General features: G+C 66.8%; 20 protein-coding genes. 11 read left to right on the forward strand and 9 right to left on the reverse strand.

The window, feature by feature from the left end:
- Positions 1–4 precede the first annotated feature (4 nt).
- From I6F33_RS36165 to I6F33_RS36205, 9 genes are all read left to right on the forward strand, one after another.
- Positions 5–2398 carry a xanthine dehydrogenase family protein molybdopterin-binding subunit gene (locus I6F33_RS36165; RefSeq protein ID WP_225145659.1) on the forward strand — a complete coding sequence of 798 codons (2394 nt, stop codon included), beginning with the start codon at positions 5–7 and terminating at the stop codon, positions 2396–2398.
- A complete protein-coding gene (locus tag I6F33_RS36170) occupies positions 2395–3228 on the forward strand; it encodes a xanthine dehydrogenase family protein subunit M (RefSeq protein WP_225145660.1) in 834 nt (277 codons plus the stop codon). Before I6F33_RS36165 ends, I6F33_RS36170 begins: the two co-directional genes overlap by 4 nt.
- Entirely contained in the window at positions 3225–4421 is a 1197-nt protein-coding gene (locus tag I6F33_RS36175) for a 2Fe-2S iron-sulfur cluster-binding protein (RefSeq protein ID WP_225145661.1), read from the forward strand. Before I6F33_RS36170 ends, I6F33_RS36175 begins: the two co-directional genes overlap by 4 nt.
- A gap of 76 nt (positions 4422–4497) precedes the next feature.
- Entirely contained in the window at positions 4498–5652 is a 1155-nt protein-coding gene (locus I6F33_RS36180; protein WP_036004998.1) for an ABC transporter substrate-binding protein, read from the forward strand.
- A gap of 69 nt (positions 5653–5721) precedes the next feature.
- The gene (locus tag I6F33_RS36185) at positions 5722–6594 is read left to right on the forward strand and encodes a branched-chain amino acid ABC transporter permease (protein WP_036023707.1); all 873 of its coding nucleotides are present in this window, start codon (positions 5722–5724) and stop codon (positions 6592–6594) included.
- Positions 6591–7637, forward strand: coding sequence for a branched-chain amino acid ABC transporter permease (locus I6F33_RS36190; protein WP_225145662.1), 1047 nt, complete (start codon positions 6591–6593; stop codon positions 7635–7637). Before I6F33_RS36185 ends, I6F33_RS36190 begins: the two co-directional genes overlap by 4 nt.
- A complete protein-coding gene (locus I6F33_RS36195; protein ID WP_225145663.1) occupies positions 7637–8419 on the forward strand; it encodes an ABC transporter ATP-binding protein in 783 nt (260 codons plus the stop codon). Before I6F33_RS36190 ends, I6F33_RS36195 begins: the two co-directional genes overlap by 1 nt.
- Positions 8412–9116, forward strand: coding sequence for an ABC transporter ATP-binding protein (locus tag I6F33_RS36200; protein WP_036005223.1), 705 nt, complete (start codon positions 8412–8414; stop codon positions 9114–9116). Before I6F33_RS36195 ends, I6F33_RS36200 begins: the two co-directional genes overlap by 8 nt.
- Positions 9088–9441 (forward strand): Rieske (2Fe-2S) protein, encoded by a 354-nt coding sequence (locus I6F33_RS36205; RefSeq protein ID WP_057029906.1) that lies wholly within the window; start codon positions 9088–9090, stop codon positions 9439–9441. The genes I6F33_RS36200 and I6F33_RS36205 overlap by 29 nt, the downstream gene beginning before the upstream one ends.
- A 124-nt stretch (positions 9442–9565) precedes the next feature.
- Here I6F33_RS36205 and I6F33_RS36210 read toward each other — a convergent pair whose 3' ends face one another.
- Genes I6F33_RS36210 through I6F33_RS36220 form a run of 3 tightly spaced genes read right to left on the reverse strand, consistent with a single transcriptional unit; the run spans position 9566 to position 12991 of the window.
- A complete protein-coding gene (locus I6F33_RS36210; RefSeq protein ID WP_225145664.1) occupies positions 9566–10426 on the reverse strand; it encodes an alpha/beta hydrolase in 861 nt (286 codons plus the stop codon).
- Positions 10427–10443: 17 nt separating this feature from the next.
- Positions 10444–11814: an amidase gene (locus tag I6F33_RS36215; protein WP_225145665.1), complete on the reverse strand. Its 1371-nt coding sequence runs from the start codon at positions 11812–11814 to the stop codon at positions 10444–10446.
- Positions 11795–12991, reverse strand: coding sequence for an MFS transporter (locus I6F33_RS36220; RefSeq protein ID WP_225145666.1), 1197 nt, complete (start codon positions 12989–12991; stop codon positions 11795–11797). The genes I6F33_RS36215 and I6F33_RS36220 overlap by 20 nt, the downstream gene beginning before the upstream one ends.
- A gap of 26 nt (positions 12992–13017) precedes the next feature.
- On the opposite strand from I6F33_RS36220, the gene I6F33_RS36225 reads away from it, so the two are divergent.
- Positions 13018–13353, forward strand: a complete 336-nt coding sequence (locus tag I6F33_RS36225) for a hydroxyisourate hydrolase (protein WP_036004970.1) — start codon at positions 13018–13020, stop codon at positions 13351–13353.
- On the opposite strand, the gene I6F33_RS36230 is transcribed toward I6F33_RS36225, so the two are convergent.
- The 4 genes from I6F33_RS36230 to I6F33_RS36245 are packed head-to-tail and all read right to left on the reverse strand — an operon-like array spanning position 13354 to position 17222.
- Positions 13354–14169: an ABC transporter permease gene (locus tag I6F33_RS36230; protein WP_036004967.1), complete on the reverse strand. Its 816-nt coding sequence runs from the start codon at positions 14167–14169 to the stop codon at positions 13354–13356.
- The gene (locus I6F33_RS36235; protein WP_225145667.1) at positions 14169–15032 is read right to left on the reverse strand and encodes an ABC transporter permease; all 864 of its coding nucleotides are present in this window, start codon (positions 15030–15032) and stop codon (positions 14169–14171) included. Before I6F33_RS36235 ends, I6F33_RS36230 begins: the two co-directional genes overlap by 1 nt.
- Before the next feature lie 18 nt (positions 15033–15050).
- The gene (locus I6F33_RS36240; RefSeq protein ID WP_036023723.1) at positions 15051–16097 is read right to left on the reverse strand and encodes an ABC transporter substrate-binding protein; all 1047 of its coding nucleotides are present in this window, start codon (positions 16095–16097) and stop codon (positions 15051–15053) included.
- Positions 16098–16127: 30 nt separating this feature from the next.
- A complete protein-coding gene (locus tag I6F33_RS36245; RefSeq protein WP_225145668.1) occupies positions 16128–17222 on the reverse strand; it encodes an ABC transporter ATP-binding protein in 1095 nt (364 codons plus the stop codon).
- An 88-nt stretch (positions 17223–17310) separates the two neighbouring features.
- Between I6F33_RS36245 and I6F33_RS36250 the strand changes: the two genes are divergently transcribed.
- Positions 17311–18699, forward strand: a complete 1389-nt coding sequence (locus tag I6F33_RS36250; protein WP_225125963.1) for an amidase — start codon at positions 17311–17313, stop codon at positions 18697–18699.
- Here the strand turns inward: I6F33_RS36250 and I6F33_RS36255 are convergent, their stop codons facing one another.
- Complete coding sequence (locus I6F33_RS36255) at positions 18700–19449, reverse strand: aspartate/glutamate racemase family protein (protein WP_036023742.1); 750 nt, start codon at positions 19447–19449, stop codon at positions 18700–18702.
- Positions 19450–19451: 2 nt separating this feature from the next.
- On the reverse strand, positions 19452–20162 hold the full coding sequence (locus I6F33_RS36260) for a GntR family transcriptional regulator (protein WP_225145669.1): 711 nt from the start codon (positions 20160–20162) through the stop codon (positions 19452–19454).
- Positions 20163–20331: the final 169 nt, after the last annotated feature.

Consider the following 20331-nt stretch of genomic DNA (forward strand, 5'->3'; position numbering starts at 1 on the left):
GGCGGTGAAGGAGAACGCGAAGTTGCGCAGCGAGCGAGAATTTCCGGACGGAAAGACGGGGCAGGGCGTTGGCGCGCGGCTCCCGCGCAAGGAAGACGACCGCCTGATGCGCGGCCGCGGCCAATATGTCGGCGACGTCAGACTCGCCGGCCTTCAGGACGTCGCCTTCGTGCGCAGCCCGCTGGCGCATGCGCGCATCCGCGGCATCCATGTGCCCGAACGCCATCGCGGCAGCGTGTTCACGGCGACCGATCTCGTCGGCATCAAGCCGATCCGTGCGGTGTCGGGCCTGCCGGGCTTCAAGATCTCGGAGCAGCCGGTGCTCGCCACCGGCAAGGTGCGCCAGGTCGGTGAGCTCGTCGCGATGTGCCTCGCGCCGACCCGCGCCGAGGCCGAGGACATCGCGGCCTCCGTGACGCTCGATCTGGAGGAGCTGCCGGCGATCCATGACATGCTGAAGGCGCGCGAGCCCGGCTCGGCGCTGGTGCACGAGCATTGGGGCGACAACGTCTTCCTGGAGACCAATTACGAGGTCGACATCTCCGCCGCGCTCGATGCGCCGATCAAGGTGACGCGCGAGATCTCGACGGCGCGGCAATGCATGTCGCCGCTGGAAGGCCGCGGCGTGGTCGCGAACTTCGACAAGAGGCTCGACCAGCTCACGCTGCATTCGGCGGCCCAGATGCCGCACATCACGCGCAGCGGCCTCGCCGAATGCCTCGACATGGAGGAGGGCCAGATCCGCGTCATCTCGCCCGACGTCGGCGGTGGTTTCGGTCACAAGGGAATTTTGCTGCCCGAAGAGGTCTGCCTGTCCTGGCTGACGATGCGCTGCGGCCATCCCGTCCGCTGGCTCGAAGACCGCCGCGAGCATCTCGTCGCCAGCTCCAATTGCCGCGAACATCATTACAAAATCACGGTCTATGCTGACCGTGACGGCACGCTGCGCGGCATCGATTGCGAAGCGACGGTGGATTCCGGCGCCTACTCGTCCTATCCGTTCTCCGCGTGTCTCGAAGCCGCGCAGGTCGCCAGCATCCTGCCCGGTCCCTACAAGATGCCGGCCTATCGCTGCCGCACCTTCTCGGTCGCCACCAACAAATGCCCGATCCTGCCCTATCGCGGCGTCGCGCGCACCGGCGTCTGCTTTGCGCTGGAATTGATGCTCGACCTCGTGGCGGCGGAAGCCGGCCTAGAGCCCGGCGAGGTGCGGCTGCGCAATCTGGTGCGCCCTGAACAGATGCCGTTCGACAACATCACCAAGAAGCATTTCGACAGCGGCGATTATCCGGAAGCGATGCGCCGCGCGCTCGCGGCCATCGACATCGACGCCATCCGCGCCAGGCAAAAGCAGGGCGAGGCCGACGGCCGCCGCATCGGCGTCGGCATCTCCATCTATTGCGAGCAGGCCGCGCACGGCACCTCGGTCTATTCCGGCTGGGGCATCCCGATGGTGCCGGGCCATGAGCAGGCCTCGGCGCGCCTGACGCCGGACGGTGGCCTTGAACTGCGCGTCGGCGTGCACTCGCACGGGCAGGGCATGGAGACGACGCTCGCCCAGGTCGCGCACGAAATCCTCGGCGTGGATGTCGCAAACATCCGCATCGTCCTCGGCGACACCGCGATGACGCCCTATTCGACCGGCACCTGGGGCTCGCGCTCGATGGTGATGGCGGGTGGTGCGGTCGCGACGGCCTGCCGCGAACTCGGCGAACGTGCGCGCCGCATCGGCGCGAAACTCTTGCAGCACGATCCGGCCTCGGTGGTGTTGCAGAATGGCGAGGTGCGCGGCGTCAACGGCAGCGTCAGCCTGAAGGCGATCGCCCACACCTGGTACCGCCGCCCGCAGGATTTGCCGCCAGACGTCGATCCCGGCGGGCTCGAGGTCACCCAAGGCTACAAGCCCGTGCGCGACAGCGGCACCTTCAGCTATGCCGCGCATGCAGCCGTGGTCGCGGTCGATCCTGATATCGGCGAGGTCGAGATCCTCGACTATGTGATCGTCGAGGACGGCGGCGTGCTGGTCAATCCGCTCGTCGTCGACGGCCAGATCTATGGCGGCCTCGCGCAAGGCATCGGCACCGCGCTCTACGAGGAAATGCCGTTCGACGCCTCCGGCCAGCCGCTGGCGACGACGCTCGCCGACTACCTGCTGCCCGGCCCGACCGAGGTCCCGGCCGCGCGCCTCGATCACATGGAGACGCCGTCGCCCTATACGCAATTCGGGGTGAAAGGCATCGGCGAGGGCGGGGCCATCGCACCGCCCGCCGCGATCGCCAATGCCGTCAACGACGCGCTGCGCCCGCTCGGCGTCGAGCTGATGCAGTCGCCGATCACGCCGCATCGGATCGTCGCGGCGGTGCTGGCCGCGCGCGCGGCTGAGAGGAGTGCGGCATGAAACCGGCGCCCTTCGCTTACGAGCGCCCGCGCGACCTCGATGCGGCTCTCTCGATGCTGGCCGCAAGCGGCGGATCGGCGAAGATCATTGCCGGCGGACAATCGCTCGGCCCGATGCTCAATCTGCGGCTGGTGCAGCCGGAGCTGATCGTCGACATTTCGGGCCTTGCCGAGCTCAAGCGCGCAGAAGTCTCCGGCAACGAGCTCGTGCTCGGCGCTCTTATCACCCATGCCGACATCGAGGACGGCCGCACCGCCGACGTGACCCGGGGTGCCATGCGGGCTGTCGCTGCCAACATCGCCTATCGTGCGGTGCGCAATCGCGGCACAATCGGCGGCTCGCTCAGCCATGCCGATCCCGCCGCAGACTGGATCTCGGCGCTGACGGCCCTGGGTGCGCGCGTGACATTGCGCAGTCTTGCCGGTGCGCGATCGATGGCGGTCGAAGCGTTTGTGGTCGGTGCGCTGGAACCTGCGCTGCATGCCGGCGAGATCGTCGAGGCGGTCCACGTGCCGGCGCGATCGGCGACGGCGCATTGGGGTTATGCCAAGAGCTGCCGCAAGACCGGCGAATTCGCCCATGCGATCGGTGCGGTGCTGGTCGATCCCGCCGCCGCCGCGGCGCGTATCGTCATCGGTGCAATCGACACGGCGCCGATCGTCGTCACGAATGCCGAGCTGTTCGGCGGGCGGATCGCCGCCGACTACAAGCAGCGTTTCGATGTTCGTGTCGCCGATGCCCTGCTCGCAAGCGCCGGCATCGACGATGCCGCGCAGCGCCACATCCATGTCAGCGTGCTGAAGCGCGCCGTTCTGGAGGCCGCGGCATGACCACGATCGCGCTTCAGGTCAATCGCCGCGCGGTGGAGCTGCACGCCGAGCCGCGCACCAGTCTTGCCGATTTCGTCCGCGACAGGCTCGATCTCACCGGCACCCATCTCGGCTGCGAGCACGGCGTCTGCGGCGCCTGCACCGTGCTGCTCGACGGCGTGCCGGCGCGCTCCTGCATCACCTATGCGGCGGCCTGCGAGGGCGCCGATGTCACCACGATCGAAGGCCTCGATGAGGACGAGATCACGACCGAGCTGCGCGCTGCCTTCACCCGCGAGCATGCCCTGCAATGCGGCTATTGCACGCCCGGCATGCTGGTCTCGGCGCGCGACCTGGTGCTGCGTCTGCCCGACGCCGACGAGCGCCAGATTCGCATTGGCCTCAGCGGCAATCTCTGCCGCTGCACCGGCTATGTCGGCATTGTGCGCGCGGTGCAGTCCGTGATCGAGGCAAGGCGCGCGCGCAACGTCGCGCCGATGGCGGATGGGGGTCAGACCGTCCTTGGTCCTGCCGGCTCGGGGCGAGCGGCAACCGCCCGGAACGAGTTGCGGCCTGCGCGGCACGCGCCAGCTCCGGCACTGGAAAGTGCCACCCCAAGCAGCATCCCCGACTTCACGCCGGCAACCGTGCTCGATCAGCGCTTCACGTTGCCGTATCCGCCGGCAAAGGTGTTCGCGATGTTCGAGGATATTGCAGGCATTGCCGCCTGCCTCCCTGGCGTATCGCTGTCGTCGACACCAAAGCCGGAGCGCGTCGAAGGATCGGTCCGCGTCAGGCTCGGTCCGGTCGGAGCAAGCTTCGAGGGTGCCGCGCGCGTCGAGCGGGATCCCGCGACACTCTCGGGGCGCATCGTCGGCATCGGCACCGACCAGCGCAGCCATTCGGCGACGCAGGGCGAGATCCGTTACCGCCTGCTGCCACTGGAAGGCGGCGCGGCGACCGCGGTCGAACTGTCGATCGGCTACACGCTCACGGGAATGCTGGCTCAGGTCGGTCGTCCCGGCCTCGTGCGAGACCTTGCAAAACGTCTCGTTGCGGAGTTCGCCGCCAATCTCGACCGCCACATGTCCGGCGCCTCGTCGGGGCAGGCAGGTCCGGCGGAGCTCAGCTTCTGGTCGATTGCATCGGACGTCTTGCGAGCCCGGCTCGCGCAAATATTTCGCCGCACCTTCGGAAGAGGTGGCGCGGAATGATCGGCGAACCGGCGCCGCGGAGTGACGAAGCCTGGACTGCCCTGACATCAACAGCGTGGGATTTGGAGAGACAAACATGACACGAACACTCGGACTCGTTCCGGCAATCGCATTGGCGACGGCCTTGTTCGGCGGCGCCGCGGGGGCGCAGACCATCAAGATCGGCGTCAACGAGCCGCTCACCGGCGCGTTCGCGGCCTCAGGCACTTACGTCGTCAACGGTGCCAAGATCGCCGCCGACGAGATCAACGCCAAGGGCGGCATCCTCGGCAAGAAGATCGAGCTCGTCATCGAGGACAACAAGAGCAACCCGACGGAGGCCGCCGCCGTCGCCGAGAAGCTCATCACAAGCGACAAGGTGCCGGTCCTGATGGGCGCCTGGGGCTCGAGCCTGACGCTCGCGGTGATGCCGAAGCTGATGGAATACGAGACGCCGATGGTGGTGGAGACCTCGTCCTCCGGCAAGATCACGACGACGGGCAATCCCTTCATCTTCCGCATCTCGCCGCCCTCCGCGATCGAGGCGGCCGCGTTCAAGAACATCGTCGACAAGCTCGCGCTGAAAAAGGTCGACTTCCTTGTCATCAACAACGACTGGGGCCGCGGCACCGCCGAGGATTTCAGCAAGATGATGAAGGAGAAGGGCATCGGCATCGGCCTGGTCGAGACCATGGACCAGGGCGCGCAGGACATGAGCGCGCAGCTGTCCAAGATCAAGAGCTCGGACTCCGAGACCGTCATCGTCACCACCGCCGTCGACCAGCTCACGCTGATCTTCAAGCAGGCCGCTGCGCTCGGCCTGAAGAAGCGCATCATCACCACCGGCGGCTCGCAGAACCCGGACCAGATCATCGCCCAGGCGGGAGCGGCCGCCAACGGCACCATGCATCTGACGACCTTCCTGCCCTGGTTCCCGGACAAGACGCCGAACCCGGAAGCCACCAACTATTTCATCGCGGAATGGAAGAAGCGCGGCTTCGACTTCGCCGGCTGCACCGAGAGTTTTCGCGGCTATGACGGCATCCGCACCGTCGCCGCCGCCATCGAGAAGGCCGGCAAGGCCGAGCCTGCCGCGATCAAGGCGGCGCTCTGGAACATCAACATCAAGGGGCTGAACGGCGACATCGTGTTCCGCAAGTCGGGCCCTGAGGGCAAGGAAAGCGGTCAGAGCCAGCCGAACGTCTATCTCATCGAGATAGCCGACGGCAAGATCGAGATGAAGACGCTCTGACGCGCTTGTTCGCAGGGGAGGGCGGCACATCGCGGCCCTCGCCGGCATCCAGAATATCCAGGAACGGCCTTGAGCGAATTCCTCCAGCATTTGATCAACATGCTCGTGCTCGGCGGCACCTATGCGCTGCTGGGTATCGGGCTGACCTTGATCTTCGGCATCATGAACGTCGTGAACTTCACGCATGGCGTGCTCTACACGTTCGGCGCCTACATCATGTTCATCGTGGTGCAGCAGTTCGGGCTGAACTTCTTTCTCGCGCTACCCGTGGCCGTGCTGGCCGGATGGCTGCTGGGTGCGGCCATCGAATTGACCTTGCTGCGTCCGCTGCGCGGCTCCGACATCGACACCACCATGCTGGTGATGATCGGCGCCTGGATCGCGATGCAGTCGGGCACGCTGTGGATCTGGGGCGGCGTCGCGAAATCCGTGGCGACGCCATTCCCGGAGGCGCCGCTGGTGCTGGGGCCGGTCTCCGTCTCCTGGCTGCGCCTGTTCGTGCTCGCCGCTGCGGCCATGTTGATCCTTGTGACGTATCTGCTCATCAACAAGACCAGCCTCGGCCGCGCGATGCGGGCGACGTTCCAGGACCATGACACGGCGTCGCTGATGGGCGTGAACGTCGACATGATCTACACCTCGACCTTCGCGATCGGCTCTAGCCTCGCCGCCGCCGCCGGCGCGCTGCTCGGGCCGGTCTACGTGATCTTTCCGCAGATGGGCGATCTCGCCGCGGTCAAGGCTTTCGCCATCGTCATCCTCGGCGGCCTCGGCAACATCACGGGCGCGGTGATCGGCGGCTTCATCCTTGCGCTGGCCGAGGAGCTCGGCGCCGGCTACGTCTCGTCAGGCTACCGCGATGCCATGGGCTTTCTCATCATCATCGCGGTGCTGATCTTCCGGCCGACCGGCCTGTTCGCCCGCGCGGAGCGCGTCGGATGAAGGCGATCGTCACCATTCTCGCCGTCGCGGCGCTTGCCTCGGTGCCGCTCTGGCTGCGCGATCCCTATCTGCTCAACGCGCTGATCACGACCGGCATCTTCGTCATCGGCGCGATGAGTCTCAATCTGCTGCTCGGCTTCACCGGCCAGCTCAGCCTCGGCCATATCGCCTTCTTCGGCATCGGCGCCTATGTCAGCGCACTGATATCGCTCGGCTTCGACATCGGCCTGCTAGGGGGTTTTCGTCTTGTCCACACACCATGGCCGCCGATCGTAGGCTTCGTGCTGGCAATTTTGATTGCAGGATTGTGCGGCTATTTCGTCGGTCTGTTGTCGTTCCGCGTCCGCGGCGCCTATTTCGTCATTGTGACGATCTCCTTTGCCGAGGTGGTCCGGCTGGTCGCGCTGAACTGGGTCGAGCTGACGCAGGGTCCATTGGCGCTGACCAATATTCCGTCCGTCGCGTTGCCCTTGCCCGGCTTTGGCGAGCTGACGCTGCGCACGAAATTCCACAACTATTATCTCGTCCTGGTCGTTGCGCTCATCGCCTATCTCCTGATCGCACGCCTCGTTCATTCCCATTTCGGCCGCTCCATGCGTGGCCTGATGGAGAACGAAACGCTCGCCGTCTCCGTTGGCATCGACGTGACCAGGACGCTGACGATTGCTGCGGTGATCTCCGCCGCGATCGCCGGCGCGGCCGGGAGCCTCTATGCGCACTACATCCGGATCATCGACCCTGAAGTCTTCGCCTTCATCAACACCGTCACCATGGTGATCATGGTCATCAGCGGCGGCAAGGGCTCGCTGGCGGGTCCCGTCGTCGGCGGCCTGATCTTCGGCCTATTGCCGGTCGCGCTGCGGCCTGTGATGGCGCCGGAAGCGCAGTGGATCGCCTATGGCGGCGTGCTGATCGCCATCCTGTTCGTGTTGCCGCGCGGCATCGTGCCGTCGCTGGCGCAGCGGTTGACCCGGCGACGGAGCGGGACGACGGCGCTGGCGCCGGTCGCGCTCAGTGAAACCGGTGCCAAGGAGCCGGCGTGATGACGGCGCGCAGCATCGCCATGACCATCGATCAGGTCGCCGTCCGCTTCGGCGGCCTCGTCGCGATCTCCGACATGAGCTTTGAGGTCGGCGAGGGCGAGATCGTCAGCCTGATCGGGCCGAACGGCGCCGGCAAGACCACCGCCTTCAACGTCATGACCGGTTTCCTGACGCCGAGCGCCGGCCGCGTCACCTATCGCAACACTGCGCTCGCCGGATTGAAGCCGCACGAGATCGCCGATCTCGGTCTGATCCGCACCTTCCAGCGCACCAGCGTATTCCCGAACGACACCGTCTATGAAAACCTCCTGATCGGCCTGCACCGGCAGGGCCGGGTCCGGCTGCTCGACGCCATCCTCGGCCTGCCAGGCGCGCGCGCCTCGGAGCGCAAGCTGCGGCAGCGCGCGAGCGAGCTGCTCGAATGGGTCGGGCTCGAACGCCGCGCCCACGATGCGGCGGGCTCGCTCTCCTACGGCGAGCAGCGCTTGGTCGGTGTCGCGCTGGCGCTGGCGGCGGAGCCGTCGATGCTGCTGCTCGACGAGCCCGTCTCCGGTATGAACGCTTCGGAGACGCACCGTTTCGTCGAGCTGATCCGCAGCATCCGCAACCGCGGCATCACGATTTTGCTGGTCGAGCACGACATGCCGATGGTGATGACCGTCTCGGACCGTATCGTGGTGCTCAACTATGGCCGCATCATCGCCGAAGGGACGCCCGATGTGATCCGCAACAATCCTGTTGTCATCGAAGCCTATCTTGGACATGGAGCAGGACGTGCTTGAGATACGCGACATGGTCTGCGGCTACGGTGGCGTCACCGCGCTGCGCGGCATCTCGCTCGACGTGAAGGCCGGCCAGCTGGTCGCCCTGATCGGAGCCAACGGCGCCGGCAAGAGCACGACGCTGCGCGCGATCTCCGGCCTGGTGGCGCCGCGCTCGGGCCAGATGAAGTTTGAGGGCATCGACATCACCGGCGCGAAGCCGCCGCGCGTGCTGGCGAGCGGCATCGCGCATTGCCCGGAAGGGCGGCGCGTGTTTCCGCATATGAGCGTCGAGGAAAATCTCGATATGGGCGCTTACCTCCGGCGTCGTTCGGGCGAGATCGCGGCCGACCGCGACCGTATCTACTCGGAATTCCCGCGGCTCGCCGAGCGGCGCCGGCAGGCGGCGGGCACGCTGTCGGGCGGCGAGCAGCAGATGCTTGCGATCGGCCGCGCGCTGATGTCGCGGCCGCGCCTGATCATGTTCGACGAGCCGTCGCTCGGGCTCGCCCCCAATATCGTCGAGCGCACCTTTGCGATCATCCGCGGCATTCGCGATGCCGGCACCACGGTGCTGCTGGTCGAGCAGAACGCCTTCGCTGCGCTCGAGATGTGCGACCACGCCTATCTGCTCGAGAACGGCCGCATCGTGCTATCGGGCGCCGGCAGCGAGCTGATCGCGAACGAGCATGTGCGCAAGGCCTATCTCGGTGGGTGATGACGCCGGATGGATTGCCGTCTGCGATCTCGACCGGTTGAAGGCGGAGACGATCGTCCGCGTCGCCGGGCGCGACCTGCTCGTGATCTGGAACGAGGGCGACGTCGTCGCCTGCGAACGTGCATGCCCGCACGAGCAGGCGGATCTGGCCTTGGGGCAGGTGACGGCCGGGCGCCTCAATTGTCCCCGCCATGCGGCGTCGTTCGATTTGCGCGATGGCGCAATCACCGCGGGATGGCCGAGCCGGCCGCTGCGGCTTTATCCGGTGCGGATCACGGGCAAGCGAATCTGGATTGAGATGCAGGAGCGGCAGCCGGGGCGATGATGACATCATGCCCCTGTTTTGCCCGACGAGTCAAAGCGGCGGCGGCGGTGTCGATCGGCCCTCAAACAATTCGCCTTTGCAAACAACGACATCGCTACTGTGCATGGGGTTGTTTTTCGCACTTTTAGTCCAGCAGCCGCCGCGCGGCCTCCACCAGGACTCCGTCCGGCCGGCGCAGAGCCTCGAGAATGGTGAAATGGTCGGCGCCTTCGACCGAAATGAGCTTGCCCGGCGCTCCCGCCGCCACGCGCTTGTCGAAGAGATTGATGGAATCGCAAACGAGCGCCGGCAGTTCGCTGCTGCCATAGGCGATGTCGAGGCGTTTCTGGATGACGGGTAGGCGCAGTGGCGACAGCGTGGCGATCTCCGCGTCCGTCAGCTTCAGCGCCTCGTTCAGCCCCGTATCGCGGATCGGCGCGAGATCGTAGACGCCCGAGAGCGCGAGCCCCGCATGGACACGCGGATGATCCAGCGCCATTGCGACGAGATGGGCGCCAGCGGACCAGCCCGACAGCACGACCGGCCCGGCAATTCCATGGGACGCGCCGTGCGCCGCGAGCCAGTCGAGCGCGCGCGGGATCTCGGCGACGATGTCGCTGAGGGACACCTCGGGCGCCAGCGAATAGCCGGGGATCGCAACCGACCAGCCATGCGCGGCGACGCCTGCGACCAGCATGGCGAACAGCTCGCGCGAATTGCGTTGCCAGTAGCCGCCATGCAGGAACACCAGGCAGGGCGCATCAGGCTTCGCGGCCGGATAGAGGTCGATCTTGTTGTTGGCCCGCTCGCCATAGGGCAGGTCGAGATGGGACCTGAGCGTGCCCCGCAGCCGGCTTGAGGCTTCGTTGCGCTCGGCGATCAGGGCGGGGCTGTTCTTGACCGCCGCGTTGTTGTCATAGGCGGCACTGCGTTCCGCCCGAGACAGCTCGGACCACCGGTCGCGGGGGTCGAGCGGTCGAATTGTCGAATGAGCGTTCTCAACCATGGGAGTCTCCGCTTGCGTCAGGCACTGCGCAAGATCGCTTCGATCTCTTGCGCTGCTGCGAGGAGCGAGCGGTCTTGCCCGCGCGCCGCGATGATCTGAAGGCCGAAGGGAAGCCCGCGCCGATCCGTTCCGCACGGAATCGAGATCGCCGGCAGGCGGGCGTGATTGACGAAGGGCGTGAACACCGCGTGGGCCCGCGGGCTTGCGGGCTTTCCGCCGATCATATCAGGGCCGAGCTGCGTCAGCGGCCAGGCGACGCAGGGGACGGTCGGCGCCAGCAGGAGGTCGACCTCAGTGAAGAACGCGGCGAAGGCATTGGCGATCGCGGTGCTCGCGAGCAGCGCTGCGGCGACCTCCGCACCCGACCAGGTGAGACCTCGCTCGATCTGCTTGGCGATGTCAGGATCGAACACAGTCGGATCGTTGCGAAAGCGTTCGTCGTGGAGTGCTGCGAGCCCCGCATGCTGCAGCGGCATGATCGCATCCTCCGTGGCGCCTGCCGGCCAGGCGGGATCGCGTCGTGTAATGTGCAAACCTGCTGCGGAAAGCCGGTCGACGGCGGCGGCGAGGCCATTCGCGACGACGTCGTCGATCGCGACGTCGAGACCAAGGCGCGGCGAGAACGCGATGCGCTGACTGCCGATGTCTTTGGCTTGCTGCACCACGACGGCAGACTCCGGATCGCGCGGATCGACGCCGACCATGGCTTCAAACGCCAGCGCGATATCGGTCACGTCCGATGCGATCGGCGCGATGACGGAGAGGCCGAAGAAGGGCTCGGCGAAACCTGGCCCATAGGGGATCGCGCCGTAGGACGGCTTGAAGCCGGCAACCCCGACATGCGCCGGCGGCCTGCGGCTCGAGCCGCCCGCATCGGTACCGATCGCGAGCGCCACCAAGCCGGCTGCAACAGCTGCGGCCGGGCCACCCGATGAGCCGCCGGGCGTCAGCGCGGGATCGAGCGGATGTCGCGTCGGCCCGTATAGTTGCGAGGTCGTCACGCCCTTGCAGGCGAACTCGGAGGTCGCGCCGATGCCGACGACAACGACACCGGCCTTGCGCAGCCGCTCGACCGCGATGGCATCGCGCGGCGCGATGAAATCGCGGAACAGGCGCGAGCCCTGCGTCACGCGCCAGCCGCCGACCCAGATGTTGTCCTTGACGATGACAGGCACGCCGGCGAGCGGCATGGTCTCGCCGGCGCGCACGCGGTCATCGACCGCCGCAGCATCGGCCAGCGTGCGCACGGGATCGATCGTGACGACCGCGTTCAAGGCCCTGGCGGCCTCGATGCGGCCGAGCGCGGCTTTCGCGGTCTCGACGGCATTGGTCCGCCCGGCGCTGACGTCGGCAACGGTCTCGCGCGCGCTATTTGTCCGCGTTGTCATGGCCTCCCCAGATCAACGCCAATGTACCGCCAAGGGCAAGGCACGCCAGGGCGAAGAAGGCCATGCCGAGGCTGGCCACGCGATCCAGGATCGACACCAGCGCGGGCGCGGCAAGGAGACCGGCATAGGACGCGGTCAGCACCGCGCCGGTGGTCTCGCCGATCCGGTCCTGCGGGGCGAGGCGGGCGATCTCGGCGACGAAGACGCCGTTCCAGCCCGACGCCGTCAGGCCGAACAATGCGGCAATGATGAATTGTCCGCTGCGGCCGAGCGAAGCGCCATTCAGGCCGAGCAGCGCGGCGCAGAAGGCCATGCCGAGGCCGATGACGACGAGGACGGCGCGCGAGGCATCGAGCCGCATGGCGACATAGCCCCAGCCGAGACGGCCGATCAGGCCGCCGGCTTGCGCGCAGGCGAGCGCCATGCCGGATTCGATATGGCTGAGGCCGAGCTCGCGTGTGCCGAGCGTGACGAAGACCGTGTTGAGCGACACCTGCATCGCGCTGAACGGCATCGAGGCCAGCGCCAGCATCGCGATCCGCCGGTCCGCGATCACCAGCGCCACCCGCGCGCGGAGATCGAGCTTCGGCGGCGGGGCGACCTTGCCGGCATAGGCCGGCCGCAACCGTTCGAACAGCGCGATCGCCAGTAGCGCCAAGGCAGCAACGGCCGCATAGCACCAGACCGGTCCGAACACGATGGCGATCGCGGGCAGGGCCAGCGAGCCGCAAACGGCGCCGATCTGGTTGCCGGTCTGGCGCACCGAGAACACGAAGGCGCGCCGCTCGGCAGTGACGAGCCGCGCCAGCAGCGCCGCGCTCGCCGGCGTCTCCGGTCCCATGGCGAGGCCGATGCAGAGGCCCGCGGCCAGCAGGGCGGCGCTCGTTCCGAACGAAGCCAGCGCCATGCCGACGACGACGGCCGCCGCGCACAGGCTCGCGATCCGCAGCGAGCCCAGGCGCGCGATGAAGCTGCCGCCCCAGAACGAGGCGGGGATGCCGACCGCGAACACGGCGGCGGAGAACATCGAGAGCTGCCAGACCTCGATATGGGCTCGCGGGGCGACCACGCCGGGCGCGAACAAGGCCAGCGCGACCAGGGCCTGAAGCGCGGTCATCGCGCCCAGGGCCGGCAGCAGCGCGGGTGCTGGCCGAGCGGCCGTGTTTCCGTCTACCATGGCGGCGTGCTCATGGGAGGAACATTGTGGCAGGCGGTATTTCCATTCACGCGGTCGATGTCGCGAGCGGGCGTCCGGCGCAGGGGCTGCGCGTCGAGATCTGGCGGATCGATCCGGAGTCCCAGCGCATCGCCGACGGGCGGCTCGGCGCCAACGGCGTGCTCGATCATGCCGTCGCGCAAGGTGCCGGTGTGACGGAAGGCGCGTACGAGGTGCTGTTTCATCTCGGCGAGTTCTTTGGCGAGCGCGACGGTTTCCTCACCGTGACGCCGTTCCGCTTTCGCATCAAGAACGTTGATGAGCATTTTCATCTGCCGCTGAAATTCACGCGCTGGGGCTATTCGCTGTTCCGCGGCGCCTGATCAGTTGGTCAGCCGCCGCGACAGGCCGGTGACGCGCTCCATCACCGCGACCAGCGCGACGGTGGCGATGATCAGCACGCCCGAGAGGGCTGCGATGGTGACATCCAGCTTGCCTTCGAGATCCTGCCACATCCGGATCGGCAGCATGTCGGTGGCGGCATCGCGCAGGAACAGCGAGACCGGCACGTTGTCGAAGGACGACATGAAGGCGATGAAGGCGCCCGCGATGATGCCCGGCCGGATCAGCGGCAGCACGATGCGGCGGAACGTGTAGAGGCGGCTGGCGCCGAGCACGGCCGAGCTTTCGAGCAGGGTCGGCTCGAGCTGGGCCAGCGCTGCGACCGTGTTGCGCACGACATAGGGCACGCAGACCACGGTGTGGCCGATCACCAGCGTCAGCGGCGACACGGGCAGGCCGACCAGCGAGAACAGCATCAGGGCGGCGAGGCCGAAGGCGAGCGCGGGAAGCACCAGCGGCGACATGAAGAGCGAATCGAGCAGCCGCGCCGACAGCGTCCGCGACCTGGAGATCGCCAGCGCCGCGGCGACGCCAAGGGTAACGGACAGGCCGGTCGCCCATAGCGCCACGATCAGGCTGTTCTTGGCCGCGAAATGCAGCTGCCAGGCATTCCACAGCTCGACGTACCAGCGCAGCGAATAGCCGGGCGGCGGGAAGCGCAGCGAGAAGCCGCTGGTGAAGGAGACGATCAGCACCACGAGCGAGGGGGCGATGATGATGAGAAGCGCGATCATCGCGATCACGGTCATGACGAGCTCGAAGCTGATCGCCTCGAGCGTGCGCTTGCGGCCGCTCATCATGCGCCTCCATAGCCGCGCGACATGCGGCCGAGCGTGGTGAAGACCGAGACGACCGCGAGCACGGCGAGCAGGAAGATGATCGAGATCGCGGCCGCAAACGGCCAGTTCTGCAGCGTCGAGGCCTGCTGGTAGAGATACATCGGCATGAACAGCATCTGCCCGCCGCCGATCAGCGACTGGGTGATGAAGGCGGTGATCGCGGCGGCATAGGTCAGCGTGCAGCCGGCGATGACCCCCGGCAGCGACAGCGGCAGCAAGATCCGGAAGAAAGTGCGCCAGCTTCCGGCGCCAAGCGAGCAGGAGGCATCGTCGAGATTGGGATCGATGCGGCCGAGCGCGGTGATCAGCGGCAGCGTCATCAAGGGCATCTGCACCTGCGCCAGCGCGATCACCACGCCGAACTGGGTGTAGAGCAGTTTGAGCGGGGTATCGATCAAGCCGAGCGATTGCAGTGTCGCGTTGATGATGCCCTGGCGACCCAGGATGACGATCCAGGCGAAGGTCCGGACCACGACGCTGGTCAGAAGCGGCAGCAGCACGATCAGGATGATGACGGTCTGAAGCTTTGGCCCGACCCGCTGATAAAGCCAGGCGATGGGAAAGCCGAGCACGAGGCAGACGGCCGTCACCTCAGCGCCCAGCAGCAGCGTCGAGCCGAGCACGCCGAGGCTGAAGGGATCGGTGAGGAAGTGCAGGTACTGGCCGAGCCCCCAATGGAGCCCGGCCGTGTCGTTGTGCAGCGAGAGCCAGAACAATTGCAGCAGCGGCGCGACGAAGAAGACCAGGAAGAACAGCGCCAGCGGCGCTGCCAATCCCATTCCGTAGGACGTCACGTCCCGTGCTGCCGGCGCTGCGCCCATGGCTTGAACCTCGAGGTTTTAGATCTTGATCTCGCGGTTGAAGCGTTCGATCCAGGCCGAGCGCTGCTCGTTGATCTTCTTCCAGTCCTGGAACACGAACTTCTTCTTCAGCTCGGCGGTGTCCTTGGCCAGAACGCGCGCGATCTCGCCGCCCATCATCACTTTGGAATTCGTCGGCACGATCAGGTAGGGCGGGTTCATCAGCGTGGTCTGCACCTCCGGCGTCAGGGCCGCCTCGATCAGCTTGAAGGCGAGCTCGCGGTTCGGTGAGTTCTTGACGATGTGAATCGTGGTCTTGAAGGCGATGGCGCCTTCCTTCGGCGCCACGAACTCGACCGGCACGCCACGCGCTTTCAGGATCTGGATGGCGTTGAAATTGCCGGGCGAGATGTCGATCTGGCCCTGCTGGAACAGGGTCGCGAGCGCGCCGGGATTGGCGGCGACCGCGGCGAGATTGGGCTTGAGCTCCTCCAGTGCCTTGAAGCCCGGATCGACATTGGCCTCCGAGCCGCCGCGCATCTTGGCGATCTCGACCAGCCAGCCGGTGCCGAGTGTCGAGTTGAGGTTGGTGATGCCGACGCGGCCCTTGAATTCCGGCTTCCAGAGATCGGCCCATGACGTTGGCGGCGTCTTGACCGCTTCCGGATTGTAGGTGAGGCCGACGACCTGGAAGAACGGGGCGGGGCCCATCGGTTCCTGTGCCTCGGCGATCAGGTCCTTGTAGTAGGCGCTCTTCTCGACGGGATAAGGCTCGACCAGATCCTGGCCGACGGCGACGAGGGCAGGACCGGGATCGTGCAGCATGACGTCGATCGGCGGATTTGCTTTCGCTGCGTTGACCTTGGCGATCTGGTCGACAGAGAGCATGGGATCGAGCACCATCGCGGCGTCCGCATTGGCTTTGCGGAACGCCGGCACCAGCACGGCCTTGTGCGCTTCCTCCCAGCTGCCGGTGAAGGTCGCAAACACCAGCGGACGCGCCTGGGCGTAGCTCAGGCCTGGAAACGCCTTCATGGCCCCGAGCGTGAGCGCCGTGGTCAGCAGGCTTCTGCGATTCATGATCATATCAAACTCCCCTCTGGACAAAGACTGGATCTAAAGCGTTGCGGGAAAGGCGTTGGCGAGCGATGGGGCGAGCGGTGCGAGGCGCACCGCAGCGCCGCTCTCCAGGGCGCGCGTCTCGCCGATGCGCGCCTGAGAAACCTTGACGCCGGAGCCATCGGCCGTGGTGACCTCGTGCACGACGGTGGCGCCCAGCGGCAGCGACATGCCAACGACGCCGGCAAAGCCGGTCTCGTCGCCGACGAATTGCAGGTGCTCGGGGCGGATGCAGACGGTGACGCGGCCGCCCTCGCTGAGCGCACCGCCCGCGGGACGCGCGATGATCTCCGCGCCGGCATCGAGGCGCACCTTCGCTGCCGTGCGGTCCGCTGAGACCACGATGCCGGGCATGCGGTTGGTGGAGCCAACGAAGGTGTTGACGAACAGCGTCTGCGGACGGTCATAGACGTCCGATGGCGAGCCGAACTGCTCCAGCTTGCCATGGCTCAGCACGGCGACACGATCGGCCATCGACAGCGCTTCTTCCTGGTCGTGCGTCACGATCAGCGTGGTGATGCCGGAAACGCGCTGCAGCCGCTTGACCTCGATCTGCATGTCCAGCCGCAAATTCTTGTCGAGCGCGGCGAAGGGCTCGTCGAGCAGCAGGATCGACGGCTTGATCGCGAGCGCGCGGGCGAGCGCAACGCGCTGCTGCTGGCCCCCGGAGAGCTGCCGCGGCAGCCGGTCGGCCATAGCAGGCAGCTGCACCAGCTCCAGCAGGCGCTGCGCCTCGCGCTGACGTGAGGCCTTGTCGATGCCGCGGGCGGCGAGGCCGTAGGCGACGTTCTCGCTGATCGACAGGTGCGGGAACAACGCGTAGTTCTGGAACACGATGCCGACGGCGCGTTTGTTCGGCGGCAGCGCATCGACGATGTCGTCGCCGATGATGATCCTCCCTTGCGTCTGCGCGATGAAGCCGGCGATGATGCGCAGCAGCGTTGTCTTGCCGCAGCCGGACGGACCCAGCAGCGCAATGATCTCGCCGCCCTTGATGTCGAGATTGATGTTCTCGACCGCAAGCGCGCCACTCGGATACCGGTGGGTGACCGCATCGACGACAAGCGATCGGCTGCTTGGCGCATCAACCATGGTGTTGCCTCCCGTTGCTCCAGAGGAGAAAGCAAGTCTCGTGCCCGCGACTGTCGCTTTTCGCGGAGCGTTTTGGCATGGTGACCCCATGACATCGGATCGATCGATATGCGACCTCACGGCGACAGAGCTCGCGCGCGCCATTGCAAGGCGCGAAGTGTCCTCCCGCCAGGCCGTCGAAGCGCATCTGGCGCGGATGGCGAGCCTCGACAGCCGATTGGCGGCATTCGTGACGGTGGATGCGGATGGTGCCCGCCGTGCAGCGCAGATGTGCGATGCCGCCTCTGCGCCGATGGGCCCGCTGCACGGCGTGCCCATTGCGGTCAAGGACCTCACTGACACTGCGGGACTTGCGACGACTTACGGATCCCTGCTGTTCGGCGATCACGTCCCGGCCGAGGATGATCTCGTCGTGGCGCGGCTGCGGCGTGCCGGCGCGGTCATTCTGGGCAAAACCAACACGCCGGAGTTCGGCTTCGGCGCGGTCTGCACCAACAGATTGTGCGGGCCGACACGCAACCCCTTCGATCCGGCGCTGACCTCCGGCGGATCGTCCGGCGGCTCTGCCGTCGCGGTCGCATCCGGCATGGTGCCGCTGGCGCACGGCACCGATTTCGGCGGCTCGGTGCGCACGCCCGCCAGCTTCTGTGGTGTCGCCTCGATCCGGCCGACACCCGGCCGCATTGCATTGCCGCGCCGGCCGCTCGGCTGGGACATGCTGGCGACCCACGGCTTCCTCGCCCGCGGTGTCGATGATCTCGAACTCGCGTTGTCGGTCTGCGCCGGAAGCGATCCGCATGATCCGCTCTCGCTCGGCAGTACCGATGATGATCGACCAGTCCCCGACCGTGCCCGGATTGCGGTCACGCCCGATTTCGGTGTGGCGCCCGTTGCGCGCGAGGCTCGTGCCCGCTTCGCGGCGGCGTGCGAGGCGCTCGCGCGTGTCGCCGATGTCGTGCCGTCCTCGCCGGATTGCGGCGGGGCGATCGAAACCTTCCGCACCTTGCGCGCCGCGCATATTGCCAACGCTTACGGCGAGTTGCTGAGAACGCGGCGTGCGGAGCTCACGCCGACGGTGATCTGGAATATCGAAGCCGGGGCAAAACTGTCCGCGCAGAACTACCTCGACGCCGAGCGGCGCCGCACCGCGATCTACCGCAGCTTTCGCCAGCTGTTCACTCGCGCCGATTTCCTGGTCGCGCCGGCTGCGTCGGTCTTGCCCTGGCCGAATGAAATCGCCGACGTCACGGCCATCGATGGGGCCGCGCTGGAGACGCCGATCGACTATCTCGCCGTGACCTTCATCGTGTCGCTGGTCGGCTTCCCGGTGCTGACCGTGCCGGTGCCGCGCGGGGAGAATGTGCTGCCCTTCGGCATGCAGATCGTCGCACCGCCGGGATGCGAATCCCGCTTGTTTGCCTTCGGCCGCGTGCTCGAGAACGAATTGGGTTTTTCGCATCGCCGGCCGCCTCTCTGATCAGCTGTCGCGATGCTCGAGCCGGGCGGCGAGCGCATCGGCAAGGCCGATGGTCGGCTTGGCGGCGGGGCGGCGGAAGGTGCCCGCAACGGCCTTGCGCAAACGCAGCGCATGCAGCGCCTCGGCTTGCTTCACTGAAGCTATGACCTGATCGACCACGGGGACAGGGATCCGGTCGGCGACGCGCTCGGCAAGACCCGAGAGCGGGGCGCCGGCAAAGATCAGCACATCGGCCTCGTCCTCGACGATGGCGCGCCGGGCGAGCTCGACCAGCATGTCCTCCTTCTCGGTGCCGACCTCGGAGATCGCCTGAAACGGCGTATCCAGCATGCGGATGCCGGCGCAGCGCTCCCACAGCCCGTGGGCGCGGACGCATTCCTCGTACCAGGGCCCCAGCGCCTGCGCGAAGGTAACGATGGCAAAGCGGCGTCCGGCCATGCACGCGGTCAGCATCGCGGCTTCCGCCATGCCGATCACGGGAATGTCGAAGGTCTCGCGCGCCGCGAACAGGCCGGGATCGCCGAAGGCCGCGATGATCGCGGCGTCGACCTTTTTGTGCTGCTCGGCAAGCATCTCCAGCGCGATGGCGCCGCCGATCTGCGCTTCGGTGCGCGTGGCGATATAGGGCACGCCGCGGGTCGCGGTGCAGGGGATCAGCTCGGTGCCTTTTGAGGCGGCGCGCCGCCCGACGCCCAGCATCAGCTGCGTGACCTCGGTGCTGGTATTTGGGTTGAGCAGGAGCAGCTTCATGATCACGCCGCCGGCCGCTTGGCCTGAGAGGCGGCGAGGACTTCCAGCAGCGCCGTGCCGGTCCGCGCGACGTGCGCGCCGAGCAGCCGGCCGGCCGCTTCGCCGTCGCGCGCTTCGAGCGCAGCCAGGATGTCGGCGTGCTCGTCGACCGAATTGCTCCAGCGCCTGTCGGCGCCGAGCGCGAGATAACGCGCACGTTCGGCACGCGAGATCAGCGTCTCGTGCGCCTCGCGCAGCGGGGTGTTGCGGGCCATGCGGACGATGGCGTTGTGGATTTCGCCGTTGATCGCGGCATAATCGTCGAGCTTGCCGCTGCGGTGATGACCCTCCATCCGGGTCTGCAGCGTGCGTAGGCGGACGAGATCGCGCTCGGTGGCGCGTTCCGCGGCGAGCTCGGCGGCGAGCCGCTCGATACCGGCGAGCGCCTCGAACAATTCCGAGATGCCGTCGACCGCGATATCGGCGATGCGCGGGCTGCGGTTGGGACGGAGCTCGATCAAGCCTTCCGCCGCGAGCACCTTCATCGCCTCGCGCAAGGGGGTGCGCGACACGCCGAGCTCCTTCGACAGCTTGGTCTCCTGAGTCTGCGAGCCCGGCGGAAGCTCGCCGCGAATGATCATCGTCCGCATCCGCGCGGCGGCGCGCTCATGCAGGCCCATCCGCTTGAGCTTGGGCGACTTTCGCGCCGGGTTCGTTTCGGATTTTTGCTGCACGCGAGGCTTCCTGCTTGCAACTCATCCTAGCCATACCGAGCCGAACGCGATGCTCAAATAGGCGACGTATGTGGCGTAAAACAAATGCATATCGAACAAATTGTATGCAGTATGCAAATTGCGGGTTGCGCACGGCGCCGGGGATGCCGATGATCGTTTCGAGGGAGCG

Source organism: Bradyrhizobium sp. BRP20, from assembly GCF_020194215.1.
Lineage (GTDB): Bacteria > Pseudomonadota > Alphaproteobacteria > Rhizobiales > Xanthobacteraceae > Bradyrhizobium > Bradyrhizobium yuanmingense.

Excerpts from the sequence above, each read along its gene's own strand:
- I6F33_RS36170 (WP_225145660.1), top strand. The coding sequence starts at position 2,395 with ATGAAACCGGCGCCCTTCGCTTACGAGCGCCCGCGCGACCTCGATGCG.
- I6F33_RS36175 (WP_225145661.1), top strand. The coding sequence starts at position 3,225 with ATGACCACGATCGCGCTTCAGGTCAATCGCCGCGCGGTGGAGCTGCAC.
- I6F33_RS36180 (WP_036004998.1), top strand. The coding sequence starts at position 4,498 with ATGACACGAACACTCGGACTCGTTCCGGCAATCGCATTGGCGACGGCC.
- I6F33_RS36190 (WP_225145662.1), top strand. The coding sequence starts at position 6,591 with ATGAAGGCGATCGTCACCATTCTCGCCGTCGCGGCGCTTGCCTCGGTG.
- I6F33_RS36195 (WP_225145663.1), top strand. The coding sequence starts at position 7,637 with ATGACGGCGCGCAGCATCGCCATGACCATCGATCAGGTCGCCGTCCGC.
- I6F33_RS36205 (WP_057029906.1), top strand. The coding sequence starts at position 9,088 with ATGTGCGCAAGGCCTATCTCGGTGGGTGATGACGCCGGATGGATTGCC.
- I6F33_RS36210 (WP_225145664.1), bottom strand. The coding sequence starts at position 10,426 with ATGGTTGAGAACGCTCATTCGACAATTCGACCGCTCGACCCCCGCGAC.
- I6F33_RS36215 (WP_225145665.1), bottom strand. The coding sequence starts at position 11,814 with ATGACAACGCGGACAAATAGCGCGCGCGAGACCGTTGCCGACGTCAGC.
- I6F33_RS36220 (WP_225145666.1), bottom strand. The coding sequence starts at position 12,991 with ATGGTAGACGGAAACACGGCCGCTCGGCCAGCACCCGCGCTGCTGCCG.
- I6F33_RS36230 (WP_036004967.1), bottom strand. The coding sequence starts at position 14,169 with ATGAGCGGCCGCAAGCGCACGCTCGAGGCGATCAGCTTCGAGCTCGTC.
- I6F33_RS36235 (WP_225145667.1), bottom strand. The coding sequence starts at position 15,032 with ATGGGCGCAGCGCCGGCAGCACGGGACGTGACGTCCTACGGAATGGGA.
- I6F33_RS36240 (WP_036023723.1), bottom strand. The coding sequence starts at position 16,097 with ATGATCATGAATCGCAGAAGCCTGCTGACCACGGCGCTCACGCTCGGG.
- I6F33_RS36245 (WP_225145668.1), bottom strand. The coding sequence starts at position 17,222 with ATGGTTGATGCGCCAAGCAGCCGATCGCTTGTCGTCGATGCGGTCACC.
- I6F33_RS36250 (WP_225125963.1), top strand. The coding sequence starts at position 17,311 with ATGACATCGGATCGATCGATATGCGACCTCACGGCGACAGAGCTCGCG.
- I6F33_RS36255 (WP_036023742.1), bottom strand. The coding sequence starts at position 19,449 with ATGAAGCTGCTCCTGCTCAACCCAAATACCAGCACCGAGGTCACGCAG.